The sequence below is a fragment of the Aureibacillus halotolerans genome, assembly GCF_004363045.1.
GTDB classification, from domain to species: domain Bacteria; phylum Bacillota; class Bacilli; order Bacillales; family DSM-28697; genus Aureibacillus; species Aureibacillus halotolerans.
In genome coordinates, this window is sequence record NZ_SNYJ01000003.1 from 262,505 (window position 1) to 287,735 (window position 25,231).

General features: G+C 42.5%; 24 protein-coding genes and 3 tRNA genes. 5 read left to right on the plus strand and 22 right to left on the minus strand.

Annotated features, from left to right (window positions below):
• Positions 1 to 223: 223 nt before the first annotated feature.
• The 9 genes from EV213_RS05820 to EV213_RS05860 all read right to left on the minus strand — a co-directional run bounded on the left by EV213_RS05820 (position 224) and on the right by EV213_RS05860 (position 8,021).
• Entirely contained in the window at positions 224 to 2,305 is a 2,082-nt protein-coding gene (locus tag EV213_RS05820) for a peptidoglycan D,D-transpeptidase FtsI family protein (protein WP_133579556.1), read from the minus strand.
• A gap of 69 nt (positions 2,306 to 2,374) precedes the next feature.
• Positions 2,375 to 3,667, minus strand: a complete 1,293-nt coding sequence (locus EV213_RS05825) for an MFS transporter (protein ID WP_243739994.1) — start codon at positions 3,665 to 3,667, stop codon at positions 2,375 to 2,377.
• Between the two features lie 132 nt (positions 3,668 to 3,799).
• On the minus strand, positions 3,800 to 4,408 hold the full coding sequence (locus EV213_RS05830; RefSeq protein ID WP_133579557.1) for a superoxide dismutase: 609 nt from the start codon (positions 4,406 to 4,408) through the stop codon (positions 3,800 to 3,802).
• Between the two features lie 147 nt (positions 4,409 to 4,555).
• Positions 4,556 to 5,524, minus strand: a complete 969-nt coding sequence (locus EV213_RS05835; RefSeq protein WP_133579558.1) for a sugar phosphate isomerase/epimerase family protein — start codon at positions 5,522 to 5,524, stop codon at positions 4,556 to 4,558.
• A 186-nt stretch (positions 5,525 to 5,710) separates the two neighbouring features.
• Complete coding sequence (locus EV213_RS05840; protein ID WP_133579559.1) at positions 5,711 to 6,751, minus strand: Gfo/Idh/MocA family protein; 1,041 nt, start codon at positions 6,749 to 6,751, stop codon at positions 5,711 to 5,713.
• Positions 6,752 to 7,157: 406 nt separating this feature from the next.
• Positions 7,158 to 7,250: transfer RNA gene (locus EV213_RS05845), tRNA-Ser, on the minus strand.
• Positions 7,251 to 7,257: 7 nt separating this feature from the next.
• A tRNA-Ile gene (locus EV213_RS05850) sits at positions 7,258 to 7,334 on the minus strand.
• Positions 7,335 to 7,351: 17 nt separating this feature from the next.
• A tRNA-Met gene (locus EV213_RS05855) sits at positions 7,352 to 7,425 on the minus strand.
• 110 nt (positions 7,426 to 7,535) lie between these two features.
• Positions 7,536 to 8,021, minus strand: a complete 486-nt coding sequence (locus tag EV213_RS05860) for a DUF456 domain-containing protein (RefSeq protein ID WP_133579560.1) — start codon at positions 8,019 to 8,021, stop codon at positions 7,536 to 7,538.
• Positions 8,022 to 8,170: 149 nt separating this feature from the next.
• On the opposite strand from EV213_RS05860, the gene EV213_RS05865 reads away from it, so the two are divergent.
• On the plus strand, positions 8,171 to 8,902 hold the full coding sequence (locus EV213_RS05865) for a DUF1189 family protein (protein ID WP_133579561.1): 732 nt from the start codon (positions 8,171 to 8,173) through the stop codon (positions 8,900 to 8,902).
• A 22-nt stretch (positions 8,903 to 8,924) separates the two neighbouring features.
• Here the strand turns inward: EV213_RS05865 and EV213_RS05870 are convergent, their stop codons facing one another.
• Entirely contained in the window at positions 8,925 to 9,572 is a 648-nt protein-coding gene (locus EV213_RS05870) for an NfeD family protein (RefSeq protein WP_133579562.1), read from the minus strand.
• A 194-nt stretch (positions 9,573 to 9,766) separates the two neighbouring features.
• Here EV213_RS05870 and EV213_RS05875 point away from each other — a divergent pair, with 194 nt between their 5' ends.
• Positions 9,767 to 10,117 carry a hypothetical protein gene (locus tag EV213_RS05875; RefSeq protein WP_133579563.1) on the plus strand — a complete coding sequence of 117 codons (351 nt, stop codon included), beginning with the start codon at positions 9,767 to 9,769 and terminating at the stop codon, positions 10,115 to 10,117.
• 120 nt (positions 10,118 to 10,237) lie between these two features.
• Positions 10,238 to 11,353, plus strand: a complete 1,116-nt coding sequence (gene ispG, locus EV213_RS05880) for a flavodoxin-dependent (E)-4-hydroxy-3-methylbut-2-enyl-diphosphate synthase (RefSeq protein WP_133579564.1) — start codon at positions 10,238 to 10,240, stop codon at positions 11,351 to 11,353.
• 143 nt (positions 11,354 to 11,496) lie between these two features.
• Here ispG and EV213_RS05885 read toward each other — a convergent pair whose 3' ends face one another.
• The 5 genes from EV213_RS05885 to EV213_RS05905 form a co-directional block, all read right to left on the minus strand.
• Entirely contained in the window at positions 11,497 to 11,877 is a 381-nt protein-coding gene (locus EV213_RS05885) for a DUF4190 domain-containing protein (RefSeq protein ID WP_133579565.1), read from the minus strand.
• A gap of 70 nt (positions 11,878 to 11,947) precedes the next feature.
• Positions 11,948 to 12,808: a metal ABC transporter permease gene (locus EV213_RS05890; protein ID WP_133579566.1), complete on the minus strand. Its 861-nt coding sequence runs from the start codon at positions 12,806 to 12,808 to the stop codon at positions 11,948 to 11,950.
• Positions 12,805 to 13,578, minus strand: coding sequence for a metal ABC transporter ATP-binding protein (locus EV213_RS05895; protein ID WP_133579567.1), 774 nt, complete (start codon positions 13,576 to 13,578; stop codon positions 12,805 to 12,807). Before EV213_RS05895 ends, EV213_RS05890 begins: the two co-directional genes overlap by 4 nt.
• A gap of 232 nt (positions 13,579 to 13,810) precedes the next feature.
• Positions 13,811 to 14,524, minus strand: a complete 714-nt coding sequence (locus EV213_RS05900; protein WP_243739995.1) for a transglycosylase SLT domain-containing protein — start codon at positions 14,522 to 14,524, stop codon at positions 13,811 to 13,813.
• A gap of 69 nt (positions 14,525 to 14,593) precedes the next feature.
• Positions 14,594 to 16,012 (minus strand): two-component system sensor histidine kinase NtrB, encoded by a 1,419-nt coding sequence (locus EV213_RS05905; protein WP_133579568.1) that lies wholly within the window; start codon positions 16,010 to 16,012, stop codon positions 14,594 to 14,596.
• Positions 16,013 to 16,154: 142 nt separating this feature from the next.
• Here EV213_RS05905 and EV213_RS05910 point away from each other — a divergent pair, with 142 nt between their 5' ends.
• Complete coding sequence (locus EV213_RS05910; RefSeq protein ID WP_133579569.1) at positions 16,155 to 16,415, plus strand: DUF2624 family protein; 261 nt, start codon at positions 16,155 to 16,157, stop codon at positions 16,413 to 16,415.
• Between the two features lie 38 nt (positions 16,416 to 16,453).
• Here EV213_RS05910 and EV213_RS05915 read toward each other — a convergent pair whose 3' ends face one another.
• Positions 16,454 to 17,353 carry a deoxyribonuclease IV gene (locus EV213_RS05915; RefSeq protein ID WP_279512751.1) on the minus strand — a complete coding sequence of 300 codons (900 nt, stop codon included), beginning with the start codon at positions 17,351 to 17,353 and terminating at the stop codon, positions 16,454 to 16,456.
• Positions 17,354 to 17,505: 152 nt separating this feature from the next.
• Here EV213_RS05915 and EV213_RS05920 point away from each other — a divergent pair, with 152 nt between their 5' ends.
• Positions 17,506 to 18,456, plus strand: a complete 951-nt coding sequence (locus EV213_RS05920) for a 4-hydroxy-3-methylbut-2-enyl diphosphate reductase (RefSeq protein WP_133579570.1) — start codon at positions 17,506 to 17,508, stop codon at positions 18,454 to 18,456.
• A 110-nt stretch (positions 18,457 to 18,566) separates the two neighbouring features.
• Here EV213_RS05920 and EV213_RS05925 read toward each other — a convergent pair whose 3' ends face one another.
• The 6 genes from EV213_RS05925 to EV213_RS05950 form a co-directional block, all read right to left on the minus strand.
• Positions 18,567 to 19,664 (minus strand): Nif3-like dinuclear metal center hexameric protein, encoded by a 1,098-nt coding sequence (locus tag EV213_RS05925; protein ID WP_133579571.1) that lies wholly within the window; start codon positions 19,662 to 19,664, stop codon positions 18,567 to 18,569.
• Positions 19,661 to 20,353 carry a tRNA (adenine(22)-N(1))-methyltransferase gene (locus EV213_RS05930; protein WP_133579572.1) on the minus strand — a complete coding sequence of 231 codons (693 nt, stop codon included), beginning with the start codon at positions 20,351 to 20,353 and terminating at the stop codon, positions 19,661 to 19,663. The genes EV213_RS05925 and EV213_RS05930 overlap by 4 nt, the downstream gene beginning before the upstream one ends.
• Before the next feature lie 66 nt (positions 20,354 to 20,419).
• Complete coding sequence (locus tag EV213_RS05935) at positions 20,420 to 20,755, minus strand: c-type cytochrome (protein ID WP_133579573.1); 336 nt, start codon at positions 20,753 to 20,755, stop codon at positions 20,420 to 20,422.
• A gap of 279 nt (positions 20,756 to 21,034) precedes the next feature.
• Positions 21,035 to 22,156, minus strand: a complete 1,122-nt coding sequence (gene rpoD / locus EV213_RS05940; protein ID WP_133579574.1) for an RNA polymerase sigma factor RpoD — start codon at positions 22,154 to 22,156, stop codon at positions 21,035 to 21,037.
• 81 nt (positions 22,157 to 22,237) lie between these two features.
• Entirely contained in the window at positions 22,238 to 24,064 is a 1,827-nt protein-coding gene (gene dnaG, locus EV213_RS05945; protein WP_133579611.1) for a DNA primase, read from the minus strand.
• Between the two features lie 423 nt (positions 24,065 to 24,487).
• Positions 24,488 to 24,949, minus strand: a complete 462-nt coding sequence (locus EV213_RS05950; RefSeq protein ID WP_133579575.1) for a YaiI/YqxD family protein — start codon at positions 24,947 to 24,949, stop codon at positions 24,488 to 24,490.
• Between the last annotated feature and the right edge of the window lie 282 nt (positions 24,950 to 25,231).

Here is a 25,231-nt window from a genome sequence, read left to right on the forward strand (position 1 = left end):
CTGCTTTTTCTCTATTCGCTTTACCATTCGTTAGGTGTTGACCGCTTACGTCGTTATGAAAAATAGGACTTAACTTAGCGCCCGGCTTGTAACAGATGAATCGGTCAATGCCTTAATAGCAAACAAAACTCCGAACAGATTCAAATGAATTGTTCGAAGTTTTATCGGATAAATTAGGTATGCCTTAGCCTATTTCGGTTTGCAGCAGCGCTACAGCGCTCTACTACGATTCATTGCCTTGTTCTTCTTCATTTTGATTATCGTTGGTATTAGCATAATCACCATAATTAAAGAAGGCGTCCATCATTCGCTGACCGATATCTTTGCTGATTGGATCACTGTCACTAATTCCCGGGACAGCGATAGCAAAAGCGACTTGCGGATTATCATAAGGCGCATAACCAATCAACGTTAAGTTGTAGAAGTTGCCAGAGTTGTCAGCTTCAGCGGTTCCTGTTTTTCCAGCGGCATTATAGGGGCGATCAGCAAAGTGCTCATCTGCTGTACCTTCCGCCGTATGGAAAGCCATATGAAAGCCTTGCTGAACATATCCTAAATTCGTATCGCTCATTTCGATTTTATTGAGGATATTCGGTTCAAAACGTTGAATTAATGGACCAGGTGAACCATCACCTGAGAGCGTAGGTTCACGAATTTCTTTGACTAGTCTTGGCTGGATGCGATAGCCACCATTCGCGATTGTTGACACGTATTGACCTAATTGCATTGTTGTATAGGTGTCATACTGCCCAATCATCATATCCATCAAGAGACCGATTATTCTGTCTCTACCAGTATACCCTGAGCTTTCAGTAGGTAGGTCTATGCCTGTATCCACCCCGAGACCAAACTGTGCAAAGTAGTTTCTTACTTCTTCATAAGCGCCAGGGTTATTAAACGGAGCAGATTCATAGGGGCGGTAATTGTACTCCCCCATCCGCATTGCAATATGAAACATGTACACGTTCGAAGATTTTTGTAACGCTTGAATTTCATTGTTGTAGCCCAAATATTTATAAGAGCTTTTTTCATCATCATCATTGATATTAATCGGCCGATCATCAATGACCTCGCCGTGATGAATGACACCACTTTCCAATCCAGCTAGTACACTGGCGCCCTTGACCGTTGACCCCATTGCATAAGCATTGTTTGTGACGCCTAACGGATTGTCAATAAATTCAATTTCGCCATTTTCATTGCGACTAAATTTCTTCCCAACCATGGCGTACACTTCACCAGTATTAGGGTTCAGCATTGTTGCATACACCTCATTGGCATACTGACTAGACCCATGTGGACCTTGTTTAGATTGAAGCATTTCTTCCTCAACAATCTGTTCCACTTCTTTTTGTAGTTGAGATCTAATGGACAAAACAAGGTCCTTGCCGCGTTTTCCCTCTGTCACTACTTTTGTAGCGACAACTTCACCATCTTCAAGTGTATTCACTACTTGCTTTTTCTGTCCTTGAAGGACATCTTCATATTGTGCCTCTAAATAGCTTGTTCCGACACGGTCGTTTCGACTGTAGCCGCGTGCCAAATAATAGTCAAGCTGTTCTCTAGGTAATCCTGTTTCCGAACTGGACACACTGCCAATAACACTCCGTAACATCCCATCCTGTGTATAATTCCGCTCCCAGTTGACTGTCGTATGAATGCCCGGTAGCTCAGCCAAATGTTCACTGACACGAGCATATTCTTCTTTTTTTACGTCCTCAATCTTTATGTTCTGTGGCACAAGATCATATCCACCTGCAAGCTCACGATAGATGGCCATCACCTCACGCTCTTGCCCATTAATGGAGGCAAGATCTTCAGCTGTAATACGCTCCAACTGAAGTTGGTAAAGGTCTCCTGCTTCAAGCTCCCCTGCCTCAATTTCAGTGGCAATTTTTTCTCTAGCTTTCTCCGGTCTCGTAATGATCCAATAGTCCTTTTCGTCACGGAGATTTACGTCTTCATCCGGCTTTTCAATTAGCGTTGACAATTTTTTTGCCAGTTCTAAAAGCTGCTCATTGCTAGTGTTTTTGTCTCTTGTATAGGTAATAGCATAAAGCGGCTTATTGTTCACAAGCACATTGTAATTGCTATCGTATATTTTTCCTCTAGGAACTGGCGTATTCACGGTCGTATTTACAGTTCGATTTAAACTGCGTTCGTACTCTTCCCCATGCACAATTTGAAGCACACCAAGCCGTAAGATTAATACCGAAAACAGCAAAAATATAACAAAAAATAAGATGTTTAATCGAAAGGATAGCTGTTTCCGTTTTTTCTTTCGTTTCTTTACTGTATCTGCCACACATAACGCTCCCTCTCGCTACAACTTCTAAGTCCATTTTACATGAATTTTTACGAGAGCGAAAGAATGTTAACGTGGGTCTGCATTATTTTCTTGCATTCGCCAAGAATCGGACACAGCTTTTTTGTCATCGTCACGTGTTGGTGTCACCGTATGGATCCGTCGTATGCAAAAATAGATGAGAAAATGGCCGGAGCCTATGACACCAATTAACACAGGAAGTGAAACTGTTGGAGAGAACGCCGTCACAGCTACTATGAACATGAGGATGGAAACGGCGCGACCGGCATTTAAAAAAAGCTCTTTGATAACGACATATTCTACGCGCATATCTGCTGCACGCCAGCCTCGACCAATGACATCATAGGTGAGAGATGCAAAGGGCACCATGACGACAGGGTAAGCAATTCCTGTACAAACTGCATAGATCATCAAGAGAGGGAATTTCAATGTGAACATGAGCAATAATACGCTGGCATACATCATCGCTCCAGCCACTAAAATAGCAAGCTTCCTCCTTGTGGGTGGAATATATCGCGCGGCTATATAATAGAAACAGAGCGCTACAGACGAGTGCACAAGGCTAAAGGTACCGATGGCCAGCTCACTTTGCGTTGCAATAAACACCCATAGTGTAATCGCAAATATAAATGTTCCTTCTCTGAGCCCTTGGAAAAAATGGGCGTTTAATATTCGTTTCCAATCCTTATTATATGTTTGCTCGGTCCAGATCCGTTTCCATTCGTAGCGTCCACTAGCAGGTCTAGGAAGTAACAAGAAACTGAGCGCCACAGCTCCTGCAAAAAGGATGAGCGAGGTCGTAAAGATTGTTGTATATCCTGTAAATTGCTCCATACTAGCAATTATATACCCAGCTGCCAAGGGACCTACCATCCCGGAGAACGAGGAGATAAAGCCTAGAAAACCGTTAAAAAAATCACGTGTGTCTGGTTCGGTGATTTCAAATGTCAGCACGTTAAACGCTAACCAGTAAAACCCAAACCCAATCCCGAGCAAGCTGCCCAAAAGCACTAAATATTGAGAGGATGCCCCCCCTACCATTAATACGGCTAAATAAAAGAGCGCCAAGAAAATCACACCAATGCGTAAAACAAGCACTCGATCTACTTTTTTTGCTAAACGACCAGCAAAAAGGAAAGTGAGTGGCTGTAAAATGACTTGAGCAAGGTTGTAAATGGCCAGGTCCGTATAGTTTCCTGATTGCTTCCAAAGATAAATGTTTACAAAGGTATTTGATAGTGCAATGGATAACGCGTAAAGCCCTCCAATACTAATGAGCAATAACAACGCCCGTTGACTACCACCTGTATTGCCCGTCATATTACGTAATAATGTCTTCATCGTAGCCTCTCCTTTGCATGCTTTTCTTAGCATGATCCTGAAGCAAGGGAGATATGCACAAAACGACAAGCAAAAAGGCAGCCCTTAAAGTCACTTAGATGACTTTAAGGGCTGCCCCATTTTTACAAATTATTATTTTGCGTCGTTGTAAATTTTATTCGCTTTATCCCAATCAACGACATTCCAATACGCCGAGATGTAATCTGGGCGACGATTTTGATATTTCAAGTAGTAGGCGTGCTCCCAAACGTCTAGGCCAATAACTGGCGTCGCACCGTCTGTAAGTGGAGAATCCTGATTTGGAGTGCTTGTGATCTCGATGGCGCCGTTATTTACGACGAGCCATGCCCAACCAGAGCCAAAACGACCAGTTGCTGCAGTCGTGAACTCATCTTTAAACGCATCGAAGCTACCAAATTTACTGTCGATAGCTGCTTTCAAATCACCAGTAGGTTCCCCGCCACCATTAGGAGAAAGGCTATTCCAGAAAAATGTGTGATTTGCATGACCACCGCCATTGTTTCTTACCGCTGTGCGGATGTTTTCTGGGACATCATTCAATTGTGCAACCAACTCAAACACGTCTTTGTTCTCAAGATCCGCGTTTCCTTTAACGGCATCATTAAGTTTTGTGACGTACGTGTTATGGTGCTTCGTGTGGTGAATGTTCATCGTTTCTTTATCGATGTGTGGTTCGAGTGCGTCGTATGCATATGGTAATTCCGGCAGTTCATAAGCCATTGCAAATTCCTCCTTTAAGAATGTATGTAGTTTGCAGCTGAAAACGATTATCAGCCTGTCACTACATCAACAGTACCAAATATACCCGTGAAGTGCAAAGAAAAAACATCGGGATTCCCGATTTTTCTTCCCTGTTTTTTCATTTGGTTATGCCCACCAGATTTCGCCTACTTTTTCCTTCGTAATCATGCGTTGCAAAGTCGCAGCCGCTTTTTCAAACCCTTCTTGGACAGACATTAAGCTGTCCTCATGTTCAATGCTTAAGTAGCCGTCATAGCCAACTAGCTGAAGAGCCGAGACAATCTCCCGCCATTTTTCTTCGCCTTGCCCAAAGCCTATTGTTCTAAAAATCCATGATCGTTCAAGTTCTTGACCATAGTTTTTTGTATCTAATACGCCATTTGCCGCAGTGTTTTGTGCATCAATGCCTGTATCCTTCGCATGAAAGTAAAAAAGTGCATCTTCTTTTGCAAGTGCTTTTATCGCCACAACTGGATCCATCTGCTGCCAGAACAAATGACTCGGATCGAGGTTAACACCAATCTGAGCGCCGCACTCTTCACGTAGACGTAGAGCCGTTTCTGTATTGTACACAACGAAACCAGGATGCGCTTCAATCGCAACTTGAACGTTATGCGCTTTCAAAAATTCATTCTGCTCCTTCCAATACGGAATCACTTTTTCTTCCCATTGCCACTTCAGAACCTCAGGATGATCTTCTGGCCAAGCAGCGGTCACCCACACTGGGTATTTAGAATGCTCTGACTCTCCAGGGCAACCTGAAAAGGTAATCACATTTTTAACACCTAGGCGTTCTGCGAGTAAAACGGTATCATGAAAATCCTGATGAAATTTGTCAGCTGTTTCTTTTGTTGGATGCAGAGGATTTCCATGACAGCTTAAGGCACTAATTTCTAGCCCACGGCTTTCAACAGCTTGTTTGAACGCATCGAGCTTACTGGCATCTGCCAAAAGCTCTGCAGGGTTGCAATGAGCATTTCCTGGATACCCACCTGTACCAATTTCCACGGCATCCAGTCCATTTTTGGCAATGATGTCGAGTGCCTCTTCCAACGGTTTGTCCTGAAACAAAACACTAAATACGCCTAATTTCAATGTTTTTCATCCCCTTTTGATGAGTGGTTGAGTAATCTCCGCTTAGATACGACATCGTTCCCTATAAAAGCGGTTCCATTTACTAGTTCACCGTTTTGTAGTCGAATTCCTTTTCTAAATGCGTTCAACACAAAAGGTTTTACAAATTTAGTGATTTTCTACCTTCATCCTACAAGCAGAAAATTGTTATACTTCTAAGTGGGTTCCTGTCAACAATACCTTCTTACCTTCTTTAGCACTTTTTATCGCCCCAAAAACCATGGCCATGCTTTTAATATTAGAGGTACAGTCGGTCTCCGCTAGACGCCCTTCTTCTAACGCCTGAAACATTTCATCTAAACACCCTTCATGCCCTTCTCGTCGTGACACATCTGCTTGAATAGGCACATGAACGATCTCATCAAGGAAGTCCCCCTCCTTATTTTCCTTCAATTGTTTAACGTCGGCAAAAAGCTCTTTCTCCCCATTCCATAAGGCAGTTCCTTTTGAACCTTGAATCCGCCACTCCGATTGCCACGATGTCCCTGCACCAATTGAGCTCCACGAACCTCGATATGTAAAGACAATGCCATTATCCATCTCAAAAATACAAACGGCAGAAGCATTCCCGTCATACCACGATCCTGGCGTGTTAAACTCGTGACAGTAAACAGACACAGGGTCAGCGTTACAAATCAAGCGTGCCTGATCGAACGTATGAATCGCCATATCAATAATTAAAGGATGCAGCATCGCTTCCCTGAACCCACCAAAGTGTGGACCTAGAAAAAAGTCAGCGTGTACAGCTCCTACAGGTCCAATAAGCTGTTGATCAAGAGCCTTCTGTAAGCCACGAATATGCTTATCATAGCGGCGATTTTGCATTACTGAATACGTCTGCTTCTGTTTTGCCGATAATGCTAAGACACTGTTTGCATCTTCAAATGACTCAGCCATTGGCTTTTCACCAAAGACGTTTAAGTTCATTCTCATTGCTTCTGAACTAACATCCTTATGACTAGCAGGAATGGTTACATCAAAAACAAGTGTTGCTTCTGTTTGTGCAATGGCATCTGTGAGTGATTCAAACACCGGAACATCCAAATTGTGTGCGTCTCGCATTTTGATTGCATTCTCGATAAACACATCGACAAGAGCTACAATCGACACATTGGTTCTCTCGATGGCATAGTCTACCCATTTGTTTGCCATCCCACCACACCCAACAACAATGACACGATGATTCATAAAAACCCTCCTTAATTGTAATCGCTTACGTTTATTGTAGCGACAAGCGACTCGTTCGACTAGTCCTACTTTTTATAAAAGCTGCCATACGCTCGCTTTCACCCTAAAGTGCACAAGTGCATCATCGACTCAAAAAGCTTCGTCGTGATTTTTTTGCCGTAGGAGTCCTCGCTAGTGGCTGCTTTTAATGACCCATTCATTTTTTATGATTTGATTTGAATTGAATTGAAGAGGGATCCTCTAGTTATTAAAAGCGTAGAGATCCACTTAGTTACTAAAAGACGATCTTTAAAATAAGACGAACCATTCTAGCTTTAATCAATTCCGTCTAGCACGAGTTTCTTATATGATTTAACACAAATAAAAAAAGCCTTCAAGAGGCTTGATTCATGTGCCATATAAATTATGGAGGAGGAAGAGGGATTCGAACCCCCGCGCGGTTTGACCCGCCTGTCGGTTTTCAAGACCGATCCCTTCAGCCAGACTTGGGTATTCCTCCGTACAACTGGTGGACCCTGCAGGACTCGAACCTGCGACCGATCGGTTATGAGCCGATGGCTCTAACCAGCTGAGCTAAGGGTCCAGTTACATATAAAAGCATAGCGGCGGAGGGGATCGAACCCCCGACCTCACGGGTATGAACCGTACGCTCTAGCCAGCTGAGCTACACCGCCACAATGAAAAGACATTAGAAATTATACAAGTAATAATCTCTCAAGTCAACCCTTTTTTAAAGGATCACTAGAACAATATACCATGCTTGTTTTCGTGTTGCAATCTTTTTCTATATAAAAATCCAAACAAAAAGCAGGACAATCATGATGGTTTGCAGAACGAATTTGGCAAGTGATCCTGCGATAAATCCTAGCAATGAACCTACCCCAATTTTTAATGCCTTCAAAAAAGGACCTCTATGCACAATAAGCTCCCCAATAACTGCACCAGCAAACGGACCCACAAACAGTCCAACAGCCGGGATGACGAATGGACCAATAAGCATGCCAATTAAGCTTCCATTAATTGCTGCTTTCGACCCTCCCCATTTTTTCACTCCAAAATAAGTGGCCGCCCAATCTGCTAAAAAAATCAAGGCAACTATACTTGCCTGTAGCACCCAATAAACAATGCCAAACGGCGCAAAAGAAAACCAAAATCCATAAAGAAATAGGCCTGCGATCACAAAGAGAATGCCTGGGAGTACCGGGTAGATGAAACTGAGATACCCTAATAGAAATAAAATTGAAATTAGAATCCAACCGACAATATCCAATATCCGTCCGTTTTTTATATAACTGCCTTAAAAAACGGTGCCACCTCGCTTCTATAATGATATCTTGTTTCTATGCTTGATGTTGTGTCATGTCGTGCGTAAAATGAACTATAGATAAAAAAGTATGTGAACCTTGAGGAGATCCATTCATGAAACGTTTGTTCTTTCAACTACGAAAAAGCGTTACGTCGCCTGCCTTTATTGCCGCAATGCGGGTTCGGGGCATTGGAAACGCGCTTCGTTTATTACTCACGCTCTCTGCTTTGTTCGCCCTTCTTTACGGCAGTATTTTATCATTTTCCTTATCAGCATGGGTAAATGACGTTTCTCATGCGTTATCTTCAGAAAGCATCCGCTGGAAAAGCGTTGACGGGTTTCTCGAAGATTTTTCAGCCCCTGACAATAGTCTTGTCAAACGGTCATCGCCATCAGAAGATTCAATAACACCAGCATTGTTTCTTGATTCTACCCAATTTACAATTCATTCTGAGTATCTGTCAATGTCGGTGGATTATTCAACCTTTCCTCAACGCATTTTCACTGAAGAAGACGGTCAGAATGCACTGCGTTTTGTCCAAGAAAATATCGTCTTACTGTATGTTGCTAGTTTTGTAATCACCTTTGTTCTTTGTTTTATGTTCCTAGTGCTCGCATCGAGTGGACTCGCTTTATCCAGCCAGCTTTTCTCCACCGTTATGAAGAAAAAACGCAGCTCTTATACACAAGCATGGTCGATGAGCGCCTTTACATTGCCCTTAGGAACGTTTCTTTACCTTATTGGCAGCGTCATAGGACAACCCCTTTTTGGGCTAGGTGGCGTATTCGTAACGATATCTATGATGTTTCTCGCCATAAAAAAGCTGCCTGTCAGCCGTGTATAACCAACTGACAGGCAGCTTTAACTTATTCCTGAATTATTGATTCTTCCGTTTGAGGCTTCACGACTATTTTCGTCCCATCCACAGCAACAACATTCACTGTTGTCTGTTGCTTGATCCATTGTCCAGAAGACACTGCACTATAGTCGGTCTCGTTAATGCGAACCGTGCCAATGGGGCGAAAGTCAGTCATCGTCATTCCTTCTTTTCCAACGAGTTCTTTATAAGACAGATTTATTGAATTATAGCCGGCTTCACTCGTCAAACGATCTTTGAGTGCGAGCTTAGACCATACATTCCGCTTTGGAAAAACTTTAAGAAGAAATAATGCGCCTGCGACACCAATCATCATACCAATGGTTACTGCGACACCATAGGTTAATGATGGAGAAGGCACAGCAATGGCAACGATCATCATAAGTGTGCCGATAATGGCTAATGTCCCGTCATTGAGAAGCTTTCCGTCAATTAATATAAGAGCGATGCCAATAATATAAATGGCAACCATCCAGACGAGCGCTCCCCCTGACACATGGTAGCTAAAGTAAAGCAGCATCAACAAAAGACCAATTGCACCTAAAATACCGCGTGTTTTAACGAGGATTTCTCCTAAAATAAACATCGTCGCAAAAAGGATAACTGCCATCCCAATAAACACATAATCCAGGAGCATTGTCTTCACCACCTTTCAGTTACGTGTATAAGTCCTTCTATTTATAAAACGTTCCCTCTACTTTAGTATACGAATTAAAGTTGATAAAGTTTCACTAAATCTGGACTATTTTGCGTTCCTTTTACATTATGACATACCTTGTCCTCTTCTACCATATAGTGATGGTAGAGATCACGAAAAGAGGATGAAGCGAAATGAAACAATTTATCGTCGTTGTGTTGAGCTTTGCGATCATCTATGCCATTGTTTATGACTTTCGAAGCGGGACAATACCAAGCACACAATCTGTTGGCAACTGGGAAACCGTTGATGTCCTCCAACAAGACGAGTTACTCCCAAGTACGCGTTCTGAAGAAAACAACACTTATATAGAACATATGGTTAAACCTGGTGATACCGTTCTCGGGATTATCGAAAGTCTGCATGACAATCAAATACCAGTGCCCATTGAACAAATTTCAGAGGACTTTATCGCCTTAAACCAGTCACCCGTGAACACAATTGAAGCTGGTGAAGTCTATCGGTTTCCATTATACAATCAATAATGAAGTACTTTTTAGGAATTAGGTACTTTTTCTTGTCTTTTTAAAATTGGTCTTGTTACAATGAGATTAGTTGGGAGACTGTTCGTGATACGGATGGTTTAATAGAGGAGAGATGATACAATGAGCGAATTAGTTCATCGTAAAAATACGAGACCTGTTAAGGTAGGAAATGTAACGATTGGTGGTTCAAATGAACTTTTCATTCAAAGCATGACGACAACAAAAACACATGATGTCGAAGCCACTGTCGCAGAAATTCATCGTTTGGAAGAGGCTGGATGTCAGATTGTTCGCGTTGCTTGCCCTGATGAAAGAGCAGCAAATGCCATCGCTGATATTAAAAAACAAATCAATATTCCGCTAGTTGTCGACATCCATTTTAATTACAAATTGGCGTTGAAAGCAATTGAAGGCGGCGCAGATAAAATCCGAATCAACCCAGGAAATATCGGAAAACGCGACAAAGTGGAGCTTGTGGTAAACGCAGCTAAAGAAAAAAACATCCCCATCCGAATTGGAGTAAATGCAGGTTCGCTTGAACGGGGGATTCTTGAAAAGTACGGTTACCCTACCGCCGATGGGATGGTCGAAAGTGCATTGCATCACATTAAAATTCTAGAGGACCTTGATTTCCATGACATCATTGTGTCCATGAAAGCTTCTGATGTGGGCCTCGCTGTCGAAGCCTATGAAAAAGCAGCTAAGGCCTTTGATTACCCATTGCATTTAGGCATCACTGAATCAGGAACCTTATTTTCTGGAACTGTAAAGAGCGCTGCTGGCTTAGGCATCCTTCTTAGCAAAGGAATCGGAAATACGCTGCGCGTTTCCTTGTCTGCGGATCCCGTAGAAGAGGTAAAAGTGGCAAGAGAACTTTTAAAGAGCTTTGGACTTGCATCAAACGCTGCGACATTAATTTCATGTCCAACGTGCGGGCGAATCGAAATCGACTTAATCTCAATCGCTAACGAGGTTGAAGAGTACATTTCAAAAATTAAAGCCCCAATTAAAGTTGCTGTATTAGGCTGTGCAGTAAATGGTCCAGGTGAAGCACGTGAGGCTGACATCGGCATTGCTGGAGCACGTGGTGAAGGCCTTCTCTTCCGCCATGGTGAAACGGTCCGTAAAGTACCCGAGGACCAAATGGTTGAGGAGCTTAAAAAAGAAATTGATATTTTAGCTGAAGCACATCGATTAAAAGAAGAAGCAAAAAAAGAAGAAACATTAAAAGCTTGACACTATGTGTCAAGCTTTTTAATGTTCAAACAAGACTTTGCTCACGGCTTTTGAGGCACTTGGAAGGCGCTCATTACCGCATTGTAGGCAATGAGCGTCAGATGAGACAAAGCACCGACGAAAGCAAACGTTTGTCATAAGCTCTATATGAACGGTGCAAAAAACAAACTAATGAGCACAGCAACAACACCTAAACCAATAGCCCATAGAGCCATTGCACCAGCGCCTCGTCTGCGAGAGATGAAACCGATGATAATACCTGCAGCACCGAGAATCAGCGGGAGCACAAACAGAGCCAAAAGGGAAAGTGCCAAAGCAAGACCGCTTAAGCCAACCGCATTCGAGTCTGTATTTGTGGAACGCTCTCGATCATCATCTATACTGTCTTGATCTCGATTACGATCTCGATCGATACCATCAAAGGAGGCTTCTGTAGCGGTTTCCTCTAGATAAGAACGATCTGCTGCATCGTCTGCGCGGATGTCCTCAAAACCTTCATCGTGCCTTCTATCATCATTATGCACACCTAACACCTCCTCTTTTCTGAAGAGCAGTTATAGTATGCAACTAGCGAGCCTAGCCTATGCTGGGAAATTAATCGATTTGCGCCGTTTTTGCCACGAACATCAATTTCACTTTTTTCCACAATAAAACGATACAAAGCAATGCAATTGACACCATAACGATCGTTCCACCCGAGGGAAGCTCGAGGTAATACGCAGCTACTAACCCGCCGACAACCGCAAGCTCACCGAAAACAATCGATAGGACAATCGTTTCTTTGAAGCCTTTTGCAATTCGTATACTGGTCGCCACCGGTAGTGTCATTAAAGCAGAAACGAGCATAATTCCAACAATTCTCATACTCGCCGCTATGACGAGGGCAACAATAACGATGAATACAAAATGAACTTTTTTCGTAGGCATTCCTGAAGCTTTGGCATGTTCTTCGTCAAATGAAAGGAACACAAGCTCCTTATATAAAAACACCAATACGCTAGACACGACGATGAGAATCGCAAATACAGTCCACATGTCACTTCGTGAAATTGCATTAATACTCCCAAAGAGGTAATAAAATAAATCCTGATTGAATCCATTGGCAAGCGAAATAAAAATAACACTTAATCCAATGCCACCTGATAAAATAATCGGTATGGATAATTCTTGAAAAGAGGCATACAAGCTTCGAAGCTTTTCGATAAGCAACGAGCCAATGACGGAAAATAGTAAGGCTGTATACAGCGGATTAAACGCTGTAACAAACGCTACCTTTGCTTGGATCAACAGCCCAGCTGCAATGCCAGCTAATGTAATGTGAGAAAGGGCATCAGCGATTAAGGAGAGCCGCCGTACAACAATAAATACACCAAGGAACGGCGCAAGGAAACCAATCATAATACCCGTCAAAAACGCATTTTGCAGGAATTCAAATCGAACAATATTTTCAATCATGCCAGACCTCCATGATCATGAGATACGGCATGGACAGCGTGACCGTAAAATTGGGAGAGCACCTCATCGTCCAGCTTGTTAAATGTGTCCATTTCTCCATGAAAGTGCAGTTCTCGATTAAGGCATGCCAAATGAGTGGCTTTTTTTGTCATCGTCCCTATATCATGAGAGACCATGAGCAATGTCATCCCTTTGTCTTTGTTTAAGGTTTCCAACAAGCGATAAAAGGAATCGACATGAGCTGCATCTACACCAACCGTAGGCTCATCCAAAATCAATAACTTTGGGTCACTTACCAATGCGCGCGCAATAAACACACGTTGCTGTTGGCCGCCGGATAACAACGCAATATTTTTATCAATGAAGCTTGTCATATCTACAGCTTCAACGGCCTCTTCTATTCTCTGTCGATTGGCTTTATTCATAAATTGAAAAAAACCTACCTTAGAGACGAGTCCCATAGAGACAACTTCTCTAACTGTCGCAGGAAAACCTGAGTTAAAGCTATTCGCTTTCTGAGAAATATAACCGACCTTATTCCACTCTTTAAACTTTGGAGCTGATACGCCAAAAAGCTGTATTTGGGAACGTGCCGATGACGGCAAAAGATTGAGAATCAATTTAATCAATGTAGATTTCCCTGACCCGTTAGGACCTACTAATGCCATAAATGCCCCGTCTGGTATCGTTAATGAGATATTACGCAATACGTCAACATCATTGTACCGAAAGGACAGCTGGTCGATTGATAACACAGGCGTCGTATTCACAGTCGCCCACCTCTCTATAAATTGCTAAGATGATTCAATCTTAAGTAAGAATTATTCCGATTTACCACTCAGATATTATAGCGAATAATAGCTGAGAAGTAAATTGATGAGGATCTTGTCTAAGCGCATCATTGTTCCATAGCATCTCAACGAAAGAAAAAACCCTTCAAATGCGACGCACATAGAAGGGATTCCTTATACGAAACAATAGAAAAGTCATGTTTTAAAGACTTTAATGAGCGGCAGCCTCTGTTTGTATTTTTGTCGCGTACCAGCTTTTGGCACTTCCATTTTCTCTTACATAAGAGTGCATTCCAAATATACCACGATGATAGGCCGTTAATGCCTGATCCCAGTTTCCATAACGTTCATGTAGAAAATCCAAATAAACAATTGACAATTGAATGGAATACAGCGGATCAAACAACAGCTCGTCTTTATACGTTAGATTGGCCATTTCCGCAATCCAAGGGGCGGTATTTTTCATGAATTGCGACATGCCATAAGCTCTGCCATACTGCGTTTGAGGTCCAGTAAGCGATGGATTAAACGTCCCACCTGTCTCAACTGAGAGCAACTCAAACACGACATAGGGATCAATATCGTATCGCTTTGCTTCTTGAAAAAGGAACAATCCCCATTCTTTTTTAAATTGCCCATCACTTTTCTTATACAAGCTTTCAGCCAATGTGACTGCCTGCGCCCATTCTTCGTACCCGTTCATGCTTCCGCTTCGCTCTTTGCTCACGTATGTTTTTATCATCTCTGGGCTAATTGAATAATTATCAAGCAGCTGTTTTTTTTCAGATACATTTTGCTCTAATGCAGACACTTCTTTGTTAAGTAACGTGACTTTCTGAGAAAAATAAAACGTCACGCCAGCACACATTATGATCGCAAGAAGCATCATGAACATTGTTGGCATATTTGTGCGTTTCGACTGCATCGACATCCCTCCTTGTCCATGACGCCTATCTTAGCCTAAGTCAGCAATGCTTTCAAGCTTCAAGGTGCGCTACTCCCCCTCATCTACAGTAAGTGGCAGTGTAAACGTAATTTTTGTCCCCTTCTCAAGCTCACTCTCGACAAAAAACTCTCCTTCATGATTTTCCACAATTTTTTTACAAAGCGGAATCCCTATACCATTGCCTTTTTCTTTTGTTGTAAAAAACGGTTTCCCCAATTGTTCGAGGACTTCTTTTTCCATCCCTTTACCGAAATCCTGGATAACGATCTGATAGTGCCTATTTTCCATCACTTTCGTGTGCAATACGAACCGGCGATTGTCTTTTTTCTCTTCGTACACCTCAATGGTATTGCGAAGAAGATTCAACAAAACTTGCTTTATCATCGCCTCATTTACATCCACATACGCATCTGTTTTTTCGATATGGTATTCGAACGTAATATTATGTAAAAGGCATTCAGAGCGAATAATGTACACGAGTGATTGAAAAATAGCATGAGGAAGTTGTTTTTGCTTTTTTATCTTTTTTCTAGACACTGATAGGAAATCTTCGATAATGTCATTCATACGCGTTAATTCGCTCAAGATGGTGTTGTAATATTTAGTCCAATCGTTCGTTAACGAAGAGAGCTGTAAAAAGCCTCTTATGACCGACAATGGATTTCTTAGCTCGTGCGCCACACCTGCCGCGAGCTGTGAAACGGATTCCATCTGCTGCTTATAGATCAGTAAATTTTCAAACCGTTGCTGGTACGAACGATCATGAACAAGCAAAAGAATGCCTTCGTCTTCAGGAAAATACAACCCTTGAAACTGATACAAAGCATCATCCTCGTAATAATAGCGTTCGTTTACCAAACCAGTTGATCGTATTTCCTCGACGATTTCAATTAAAGTGTCCTTTAAGGGATGCTTTGTTTGAAGGGCATGCACACTACTGCCTGTGATATGCTGCGCCTCCAATTGAAGATACTTCCCAAACCGATCATTGCAAAATTGGATTTCATCATCTTCACGAAGAAGGATCACAGCTAAATCCAATTTAGTTTCCAAAAAATTCAAAAATATGTTCGTGTTCTGACTCAGGAGATGATTGAAGCCTGCATTTCTTTGAGCAATATGTTCCGCTTTTTGCTCAATCATTTTGCCGATCAGATAGATAAAATGACCATCCCACTTTCCTTTAAAGGTCATATCACATCTTAGATTATTGCGAGAAAAGGAAAAGGTTGAGTGGCGCTCGTCCTCTTTTTGTGATGACGTGAGCATTTTTAAAAATTGAAACACCTGTTGCCTATCTTCTTCCTCAAAATAATGAAAAAAAGAAAAGGTCTTCTCTCCGAATATCCTCTTGCCGCAATGGTTTAGGTTTAACACTTCTCCATTTGGACCAAGCACAAGACGGATTTCCTGTGACAATTCATCAAAAACTGTATGATCTATATCGGCCTGAACGTGAGAATGCACTACTTCTAGTCCCCCTTTCTAGCGTTTGGAACAGTCATGCGAATCTTAAACAGAATATTAACATGATTTATCGATACATTCCATTCATCAACTTCAGTCCCCTTTCATACGTATAAAAAGGCAATATGAAAGGAGGAGTGACATGTTCGTTAAAAAGATTGTGAACCAAAAGCTTCGTCGAATTTCTCCTAAAGAATTATTAAAATATGCTAAAAATTATCAAATTAACTTAACAGAGCCACAAGCGGAAAAAATCGCTACGATTTTCCATCAGCAACCGAACCTTGACGTATACGACGTACAGCAACGATCAAAGCTATTAAAGACCATTTCTGAACGCGTTGGGCCATCTACAGCTGCACAGCTAGAGCAGTTATTTGTTAAACTAACAAGCTCATCATAAAAAATGCGTGTAAGTAAAAAGCATGTTGGCCTTTTTGGTCACATGCTTTCTTCAGATTGTAGCTGTTCTTTTAAGTTTTGATTAAATTTACGAGATCGAAGCATTTCAATTTCAAGCTTATATGGCGCTGTCTTATTATTCTTATCCTCTCCGACATATGGGGTTTCAAGTATTTTAGGTAGCTCTGCTAATTGAGGATGGCTAACGATTTTGTCCAACGCTGCAAATCCTATTTTCCCGAAACCAATATTTTCATGCCGGTCTTTAGCAGCACCCTGTTCATTTTTACTATCATTTACATGAACAACCTTTAATCGGTCTACTCCGATGATTTTATCAAAGTGATTTAACACACCATCGAAGTCGTTCACGATATCATAGCCTGCGTCATGGGTATGGCATGTATCAAAACAAACCGACAAGTGCTGATTATGCACTACACCGTCAATGATCTTGGCCAGCTCTTCAAAGGTTTTTCCACATTCCGATCCTTTACCAGCCATCGTCTCAAGTGCGATTTGTACCTCTTCTTTATTCGAGATGACTTCATTTAATCCTTTAATTATCTGTTGAATTCCTACATCTGTTCCCTCTTTTACGTGTGCACCAGGATGCAATACAATTTGCTTGGCTCCGATGGCCTGAGCGCGATCTATCTCTGCACGCAAAAAAGAAACAGCTAGTTCAAAGGTTTCTGGTTTTACAGCATTGCCAAGATTGATAATATATGGGGCATGCACGACAATATCAGTAATCCCATTTTCTTTTGCATGTGCGAGACCTGCATCAATATTAAGTTCTTCAATTTTCTTTCGGCGCGTGTTTTGTGGTGCACCAGTATAAATCATAAAAGTCGTCGCTCCATAGCTTGCTGCCTCTTCACTAGAACCGAGAAGCATTTTCTTTCCACTCATGGATACATGTGAACCAATTTTCAACGTACTCACCTCACTGTTTCATTCCAACAAAAGTGTACCACACCTTGCTCTCTCAATCCATTGACACCACTTATCCCTTTAAAAGCATAGATGTTTTGTCAAACCCCTTTCCTTTCCTTTATAATGAAAGGAGATGGAGAGGAGGAGACCAAATGAAAGTCATAAAAATTGCACCAAGAGGGTACTGCTACGGTGTTGTTGATGCAATGGTGATCGCGAAGAATGCATCAATGGACAAAACGCTCCCCAGACCCATTTATATTCTCGGCATGATTGTTCATAATAAGCATGTTACTGATGCATTTGAAGCTGAAGGTATAATTACAGTAGATGGAGACAGCCGCGAAGATTTGCTTGAACAAATTAATGAAGGTACTGTCATCTTTACAGCACACGGTGTCTCCCCGTCAGTTCGTAAAAAAGCGACAGACAAAGGACTTACCGTATTAGATGCGACATGTCCAGATGTGACGGTGACCCATGACCTTATACGTGAGAAGGCCGCTGAAGGGTATGACATTGTGTATATCGGTAAAAAACATCACCCAGAGCCTGAGGGTGCGGTCGGCGTAGCTCCTCATGCCGTGCATCTAATTGAAACTGTTGAGGATGCCAACGAACTGAACATAGAAAATGATCGAATTCTAATTACGAACCAGACGACGATGAGTCAGTGGGATGTCATTGATGTGTCGAATCGTGTGCAGGAACGCTATCCGCAGACACTTTTTCATAAGGAGATATGCAAAGCGACTCAGGTCCGCCAAGAAGCGGTTGCCGAACAAGCGAAGGAAGCAGACCTAACGATCGTTGTCGGTGACCCGAAGAGCAATAACTCAAACCGGTTAGCTCAAGTGTCAGAGGAAATCGCCGGCACAACAGCCTATCGTGTGACAGACCTGACTGAAATCCAGTTAGAATGGTTAAAAGATGTGCACACAGTGGCCGTTACGGCAGGCGCATCTACGCCAACACCGGTCGTGCGTGAGGTCATTGCTTTCTTCGAAGCCTTTACTTGGGAAGACGAGTCAACATGGACTCGAGAATGGACGTTAGAAACGGATAGAATTCTGCCGAAAGTAAGACCAAAGAAAAAAGCGTAAACAATATAGGGCAGTCTTAAAAGCTTAAAAAACGTGCCAATTACTGGCACGTTTTTTTTACTAAAAGCATAACAAATCCTTCCTGGAACTAGTCCCGCCTCACCGTTTTCTTACAAGAGGTTAAACGGTTCTGATGTGTGTTCGGACGCTGCAATAGCGATGGATGGGAGTTGTTGTTTTAAATAGTGAGCCACGCCATGTTTCATGATCTTTTCTGCATGATGCCCCGGATCAACAAGCAACATGCCTTCGTACATCGCATCCTGTGCTGTGTGGAAATACAAATCACCCGTCACATAAACATCTGCACCTTGAACTTGTGCAGCTCCGATGTATTTATTGCCATCGCCACCAAGAACAGCGATGGTTTGCACCAGTCGTTCATGGTCCCCTACCGTTCTTACAAAGGGCACTTGAAGGGACCGTTTCACATGTTCAGCAAACTGTCCAAACGGAAGTGGTTTCTCTAACATGCCGATTCTTCCAAGGCCGTACGTTTCTCCTGTCACGTCAAGCGTTATAGAATCATAGGCCATCACTTCATATGGGTGGGCTTTTTTTGCTGCAGATAATACTTTTTGTAGGACCGGCTCATGCACAATCATTTCCAAACGAACTTCACTCACCTTCTCAAGCTCACCAGCTGAGCCTAAATAAGGTGTCGCCTCTTCGTTCGGTTTAAACATCCCTACGCCAGAGGTCTGAAATGCACATGCGCTATAGTTCCCTAATGCCCCCCCTCCTGCTGCTGCCATTGCAGTGTGTACGTCCTCTGTATGTGTCTCAGGCACAAATATGATTAATTTGTGTAGCTTCTCTGTAGAGGTTTCTGCGAGGACCCGTGTTTGTTTAAGGTCGAGTGCGTTCGCCAACATATCATTTACACCGCCAGGCGCGATATCTAGATTTGTATGGGCTACGTAAACTGCGATGTTATGTTGAAGCAACTCGACCAATAATTTCCCTCGGTACGTCGACGTATCTACTGTTTTAATAGGCGAAAATATAAAGGGGTGGTGAGCAATGATTAAATTCGCGCCTGCGTTAATCGCTTCTTTAACGACCTCCATCGTGACATCTAGCGTCACAATGATGCCTGATAGTTCAGTTTCTGAATTGCCAACCTGGAGTCCAATGCGATCTCCCTCCACGGCATACGAAGGCTTTGCCCATGCTTCCATGGACGTGACTGCCTCTGCGATTTTCATTGAATCACTCCTTGTATCATGCGAAGTTTGTTCGTAAATTGCTCTCGTTTTTCTTGAATGGAGGAATCATTCACAGATTGATCCAACGAGAGTAACAAACGCTTGGTTTTCCCTTCTTCATCCTGCCATTTTTTTTGGAACACAGGATTGGTAGGGTTCTTTATTAGACAAGGTCCGAATAAAACCTCTTCCTCAGATAACTCCTGATCGCCTGGTTCAACGATTAAAACCTCATACAGTTTATCATTTTCCTCAATAATCTCTTCTGAAACAATTCGGTACTGGTTGTGCTGAAGCCAAAAGCGCAGCGCTGGTTCACCATTATTTGGTTGCAGGATCATTTTAGGAACTGGAAGCACCTCTGATTCGCCTTCAAGAATGGTTTTAATGAGCACGCCGCCCATGCCACAGATTGTAATACAATCAACTTCGCCTTTCTTCAGGACGGATAATCCATCACCTTGTCGCACATCAATTTTATCATCCAAATGAAGCGCGGATACTTGTGCTTTCGCCGCTGCAAAAGGCCCATCATTTAGTTCACCTGCAATGGCTGAACGAATTTTATCTTGCTGTACTAACACGACAGGAAGATAAGCATGGTCGGAGCCAATATCGGCTAAGCGAGCCCCTAGTGGAATATATGAAGCCACCGTCTCTAGACGTTTCGACAATGTATGATCATTCATTTGACGCGCCCTCGTTTCCCTTATAATCAAAAAAAGAAAAAGGCAGTCATCTGCCTTTCTCAATGGTTACTTCTGTTCACCAAGCCATTCAGCCAAAACATCAAGCTCCTCACCTGACACGAGGTTTGGTGGCATTGCCGCACTTGGTGGATTTTGGATGACGCCTTTAATTTCGTCAACTGAATACTTGCTGCCAATCTGTTGAAGGTTCGGTCCCGATGCCCCTTCGAGATTTTGCCCATGACACATTGCGCAATTTTGCGCAAAAATCTCCTCAGGTGTCGCTGCTTCCGTAGCGCCTTCACCTTCCGCATTCTGGTTTACACCAACCGTGGAAAGGACGACAATTAAGATGATGCCAAGCACCGCTATCGTCAAAAATGGCATGAGTGGATTTTTCATTGATGCTCCCCCTTATGTAGTACCAAAAGCGTTTCCATTACTGCACATCATTTATTTTACAATAAAATCACCCCGATGAGGAAGGGGAGATTGATAATTAATAGAAACAATCGCGATTTTCGTCGAAAAAGAACGAGTAAAAACTGCCAACGTGATTTGCAAATCACTATAAGATTCAGTAAAATAAGTGTAGGATGTTTCTAACTTCCTCTTATAGAATTAATTTGCTCCAACAGCATTTCAACTGTTGAAGCAAATAGTTTTCTTTTTTCATATCCCTTATTCTAAGAAATCTTTTAGACGCTTACTCCGGCTTGGGTGGCGTAGCTTACGAAGCGCTTTTGCTTCAATTTGTCTGATTCTTTCGCGCGTCACACCAAACACTTTCCCTACCTCTTCCAATGTACGTGTTCGTCCATCATCTAGCCCAAAACGCAAGCGCAGAACATTTTCTTCTCGATCTGTCAATGTATCAAGGACATCCTCTAATTGTTCTTTAAGAAGCTCATAGGCCGCTGCATCAGATGGTGACGTTGCTTCCTGATCTTCAATAAAGTCGCCTAAATGGGAGTCATCCTCTTCACCGATAGGCGTTTCAAGAGATACAGGTTCTTGAGCAATTTTAAGGATTTCACGCACTTTATCAGAGGTCAGCTCCATTTCTTGAGCAATTTCCTCAGGTGTAGGCTCTCGTCCTAGATCTTGCAAAAGCTGTCTTTGTACACGAACAAGCTTGTTAATCGTTTCAACCATATGAACAGGAATACGAATGGTTCTTGCCTGGTCTGCGATGGCACGAGTAATGGCCTGACGAATCCACCAAGTAGCATAGGTGCTAAATTTAAAGCCTTTTCTGTGGTCAAATTTTTCTACAGCTTTAATTAGACCCATGTTTCCTTCCTGAATGAGATCCAGAAACAGCATTCCCCGTCCTACATAGCGTTTAGCGATCGACACCACGAGACGTAAGTTTGCTTCTGCAAGGCGTCGTTTCGCCTCTTCATCTCCAGCCTCAATTCGGGTTGCTAATTGAATTTCATCTTTTGCAGAAAGAAGATCCACACGACCAATTTCTTTTAAATACATACGAACAGGGTCATTTATCTTAACGCCTGGAGGCACACTTAAATCATTAAGATCAAATTCCTCCTCCTTAGACAGCTGTTGGACGTTTGGATCATCTTCTGACTCGCCATTAACTTCTATGCCCTGCTCCCCCAAGTATTCATAGAACTCATCCATTTGATAAGATTCCAATTCAAAGCCGGCCATTTTCTCAGCCACTTCTTCATAAGTGATAGAGCCTCTTTTTTTGCCTTGCTCGGTAAGCTGCTCCTTCACCTGATCTACTGTTAGTAGTTCACCCTCAACTTCTTTTGAACGAGCTGATTTTTCAGCCATTCGTCCGCCTCCTTCCAGAAAGTGAAGCCGTGTTCCTATGTTCGGCCTGCTTTAGTACAATTACATTTATATAAACTAAATCTATAATAACCTTTGGGATTTCAAACGTCGTTTTTGATCGATGATTTCTTGCCCGATTTGGGCAGCCATCTTAAAGTCCTTACGTCTTTCCGCATCATGCTTTTGTTGCTCTTTTTTATTTATCATTAACCATTCAGGGTGATTCAACACCTGCTGAATGTAGTCATTAAGTTCTTTTTCGGAAATAACCTCGTTCATTTCAAGCATCGCAAGCTCAGATACAAGGGTTTCCAACCTTTGGTCTTTTAAACCTGAAATAAATCTTGAGATATCAATACGATCATTCTCTTCGTAAAAAGCATATAGATAAGTGACAATAGCACTGTGTTCTTCAAGGTTAAAAGCAACACCAAGTTTTTCGTAAACGACGGCAGCATTGTCGGCGCTTTTCAACATATGAGCGATTAAAAACCGCTCTGCATTCTCATATGCCGGTCTTAATTGTGATTTTACTGCGGGACGAGATGTGCCTTTCCATTCTCTCTCTGGAGTTTCTCGCTGCTCTGTCTTAAAGGATGTCTGCCTAGACAATCGCTCAATTTCATTTCGTAACGTCGTATCAGCAATTGAAAATTCGTCAGAAAGCTGTCGAATATAGTGATCTTTTTCGACTTCACTGTCGAGAAGCAGTAAATCCTTAAGAACATGTTCGATATAGGCTAGACGTTCTCCTTCATCTCGAAGGTTTTTCCCTTTTCTTCCTTCGGTCATTTTAAACGCGGTAAGCGTCGAACTGTTTCCGAGAACCTCATTCTTAAAATGCTCCGTTCCATGTGATCGAATACATTCATCTGGATCCATGTTGTCGGGCAACGAGGCAACCCTTACATCGAGACCATTCTCAACAAGAAGATCACCCGCTCTTACAGCGGCTTTTGAGCCTGCTGAATCAGCGTCGTAACAGATGATGACCTGTGATGTGATGCGTTTCAACAACATCACCTGATGCTTCGTTAACGCGGTTCCCAGCGTAGCAATAGCATGCTTAAAACCCGCCTGGTACGCAGTAACAACATCCACATTTCCTTCCATTAGCAACACTTTTTGTTCTTTTTTTATAAATGGGCGTGCTTCTGAAAATCCATATAATTGTTTTCCTTTTTCAAACCAAGGGGTCTCTGTCGTATTTAAATATTTGGGCTCATCCCCGTTTCCAATCGCTCTTCCTCCAAAAGCCATAATCGCTCCTTGTGGATTTGCAATTGGAAACATAACACGATGCCTAAAACGATCAAAGTAACGGGTTTTGTTCTCTGAAAAACCAACAAGACCCGCACGCTGCATAAGAGCTAAATCAAACCCTCGTTTTTCCAAGAATTGCGTTGTCAGCTGCCACGACTCTGGCGCATAGCCTAATCGTAATGCCTGAATGGTTTCTTTTGTCACGCCTCTATCCGTTAAATAAGCGAGCGCCGCTTTGCCTTCATCTGTATGCAGTAACAAGTGGTGATAAAGTTTTGTCACTAAATCATACGCCTCATGTACATTAGTTGTTTCCGGAGATTCTCTTTCTGTTTGTTTATGAGGCCTATCAGGGAGAGCGATAGACGTATTTCTGGCCATCATTTCGACCGCCTCCGCAAACGATACCCCTTTATAATCCATCATAAACTGAAACACATTTCCTCCAGCACCACAGCCAAAACAATGAAAAATCTGTTTGTCCTCAGACACCGAGAAAGACGGCGTATTTTCTCCATGAAAAGGACATAACCCAAAATGATTTTTCCCTTGCTTTTTCAGTTGTACATAATCCCCGATGACATCAACGATATCGACCGACTGACGAACAGCCTCAACTGTTTCATCAGGGATGCGTTGCCCCATTAAACCACCCCCCTCAGACTGTTGACAAACGCTCGCTTTCTTCGTTGCTTTGCCTTGTCCGGTGCTCATTGCCTTATGGCAACTCCGCTCCTCTCAAGTCTTCGCGCCTTGAAAGACAAACGTTTTCAATCAGTCTGACCTCCTGTTGACTAACGCTCGCTTTCTTCGTTGCTTTGCCTTGTCCGGTGCTCATTGCCCTTATGGCAACTCCGCTCCTCTCAAGTCTTCGCGCCTTGAAAGACAAACGTTTTCAATCAGTCTGACCTCCTGTTGACAAACGCTCGCTTTCTTCGTTGCTTTGCCTTGTCCGGTGCTCATTGCCTTATGGCAACTCCGCTCCTCTCAAGTCTTCGCGCTTAGATTAGACAACTGTTTTCAATCAATCTGAACTCCTGCTGACTAACGTTTTCAACCTGCCTGAAATTACTCAGCTTCTCTATCTGCCGCACTCGCTAGCTTTGCAAGCAATGTGTCTAACGCTGTCGCAAAATGAGCCTTGTCACTTTGCTTGATCGCCGTAGGTCCCTTCGAGCGTTGTCCAGCCATTCGTGCCTTCTGAGACAGAAAGCGCTGATTAAGGTGAAGGGTAATGTTGCCCTCATGAATGCTTTTCCCCCTTGATGTCAGCACGTAAACACGCTTAGGCAAGAGCAGACCTGCCAGTCCATAATCGTCAGTAATGGCTACATCATTTTCTGCTACATGATTGACGATATACATATCAGCTGATTCCTTGGCACTATCGACGTATATCCAATGACCTATAGCGGAAGGGGAAAAATGCGAATAAGACGCAACAAAGACAACGCGAATCCCGTATTCCCGTGATACTTGCAATACTTCATCTTTAACGGGACAGGCATCAGCGTCCACAAAAACTGACATCTTTAATTCGTCATAGTTCTCTATTTCTACATCACCTCAAAGATTCCTTCTCGACTCGTTAAGTTTTAAATTTCAGAAATCTGTCGTACAGTGAAGAAACGTTCAATATTTGTCGACTAATGAGCGTCTCCAAGCCACAAACATAATCCAATCATTATAATACATCGAACAAATAAAATCTATTCAGACGCTCAATCCTTTGCATAAAGTTGAATCAGTTTAATGACTCCCCTCCTTACAAATCAAAAGAAAGCCATTCGCCCAAGCGAGTAGAACGGTCAT

Bases quoted from the DNA above. Each gene is read 5' to 3' on its own strand.
- EV213_RS05825 (WP_243739994.1), bottom strand. From the start codon at position 3,667: ATGAAGACATTATTACGTAATATGACGGGCAATACAGGTGGTAGTCAA.
- EV213_RS05830 (WP_133579557.1), bottom strand. From the start codon at position 4,408: ATGGCTTATGAACTGCCGGAATTACCATATGCATACGACGCACTCGAA.
- EV213_RS05840 (WP_133579559.1), bottom strand. From the start codon at position 6,751: ATGAATCATCGTGTCATTGTTGTTGGGTGTGGTGGGATGGCAAACAAA.
- EV213_RS05865 (WP_133579561.1), top strand. From the start codon at position 8,171: ATGAAACGTTTGTTCTTTCAACTACGAAAAAGCGTTACGTCGCCTGCC.
- EV213_RS05870 (WP_133579562.1), bottom strand. From the start codon at position 9,572: ATGCTCCTGGATTATGTGTTTATTGGGATGGCAGTTATCCTTTTTGCG.
- EV213_RS05875 (WP_133579563.1), top strand. From the start codon at position 9,767: ATGAAACAATTTATCGTCGTTGTGTTGAGCTTTGCGATCATCTATGCC.
- ispG (WP_133579564.1), top strand. From the start codon at position 10,238: ATGAGCGAATTAGTTCATCGTAAAAATACGAGACCTGTTAAGGTAGGA.
- EV213_RS05890 (WP_133579566.1), bottom strand. From the start codon at position 12,808: ATGATTGAAAATATTGTTCGATTTGAATTCCTGCAAAATGCGTTTTTG.
- EV213_RS05900 (WP_243739995.1), bottom strand. From the start codon at position 14,524: ATGCAGTCGAAACGCACAAATATGCCAACAATGTTCATGATGCTTCTT.
- EV213_RS05910 (WP_133579569.1), top strand. From the start codon at position 16,155: ATGTTCGTTAAAAAGATTGTGAACCAAAAGCTTCGTCGAATTTCTCCT.
- EV213_RS05920 (WP_133579570.1), top strand. From the start codon at position 17,506: ATGAAAGTCATAAAAATTGCACCAAGAGGGTACTGCTACGGTGTTGTT.
- EV213_RS05925 (WP_133579571.1), bottom strand. From the start codon at position 19,664: ATGAAAATCGCAGAGGCAGTCACGTCCATGGAAGCATGGGCAAAGCCT.
- EV213_RS05930 (WP_133579572.1), bottom strand. From the start codon at position 20,353: ATGAATGATCATACATTGTCGAAACGTCTAGAGACGGTGGCTTCATAT.
- EV213_RS05935 (WP_133579573.1), bottom strand. From the start codon at position 20,755: ATGAAAAATCCACTCATGCCATTTTTGACGATAGCGGTGCTTGGCATC.
- rpoD (WP_133579574.1), bottom strand. From the start codon at position 22,156: ATGGCTGAAAAATCAGCTCGTTCAAAAGAAGTTGAGGGTGAACTACTA.
- dnaG (WP_133579611.1), bottom strand. From the start codon at position 24,064: ATGGGGCAACGCATCCCTGATGAAACAGTTGAGGCTGTTCGTCAGTCG.
- EV213_RS05950 (WP_133579575.1), bottom strand. From the start codon at position 24,949: ATGTCAGTTTTTGTGGACGCTGATGCCTGTCCCGTTAAAGATGAAGTA.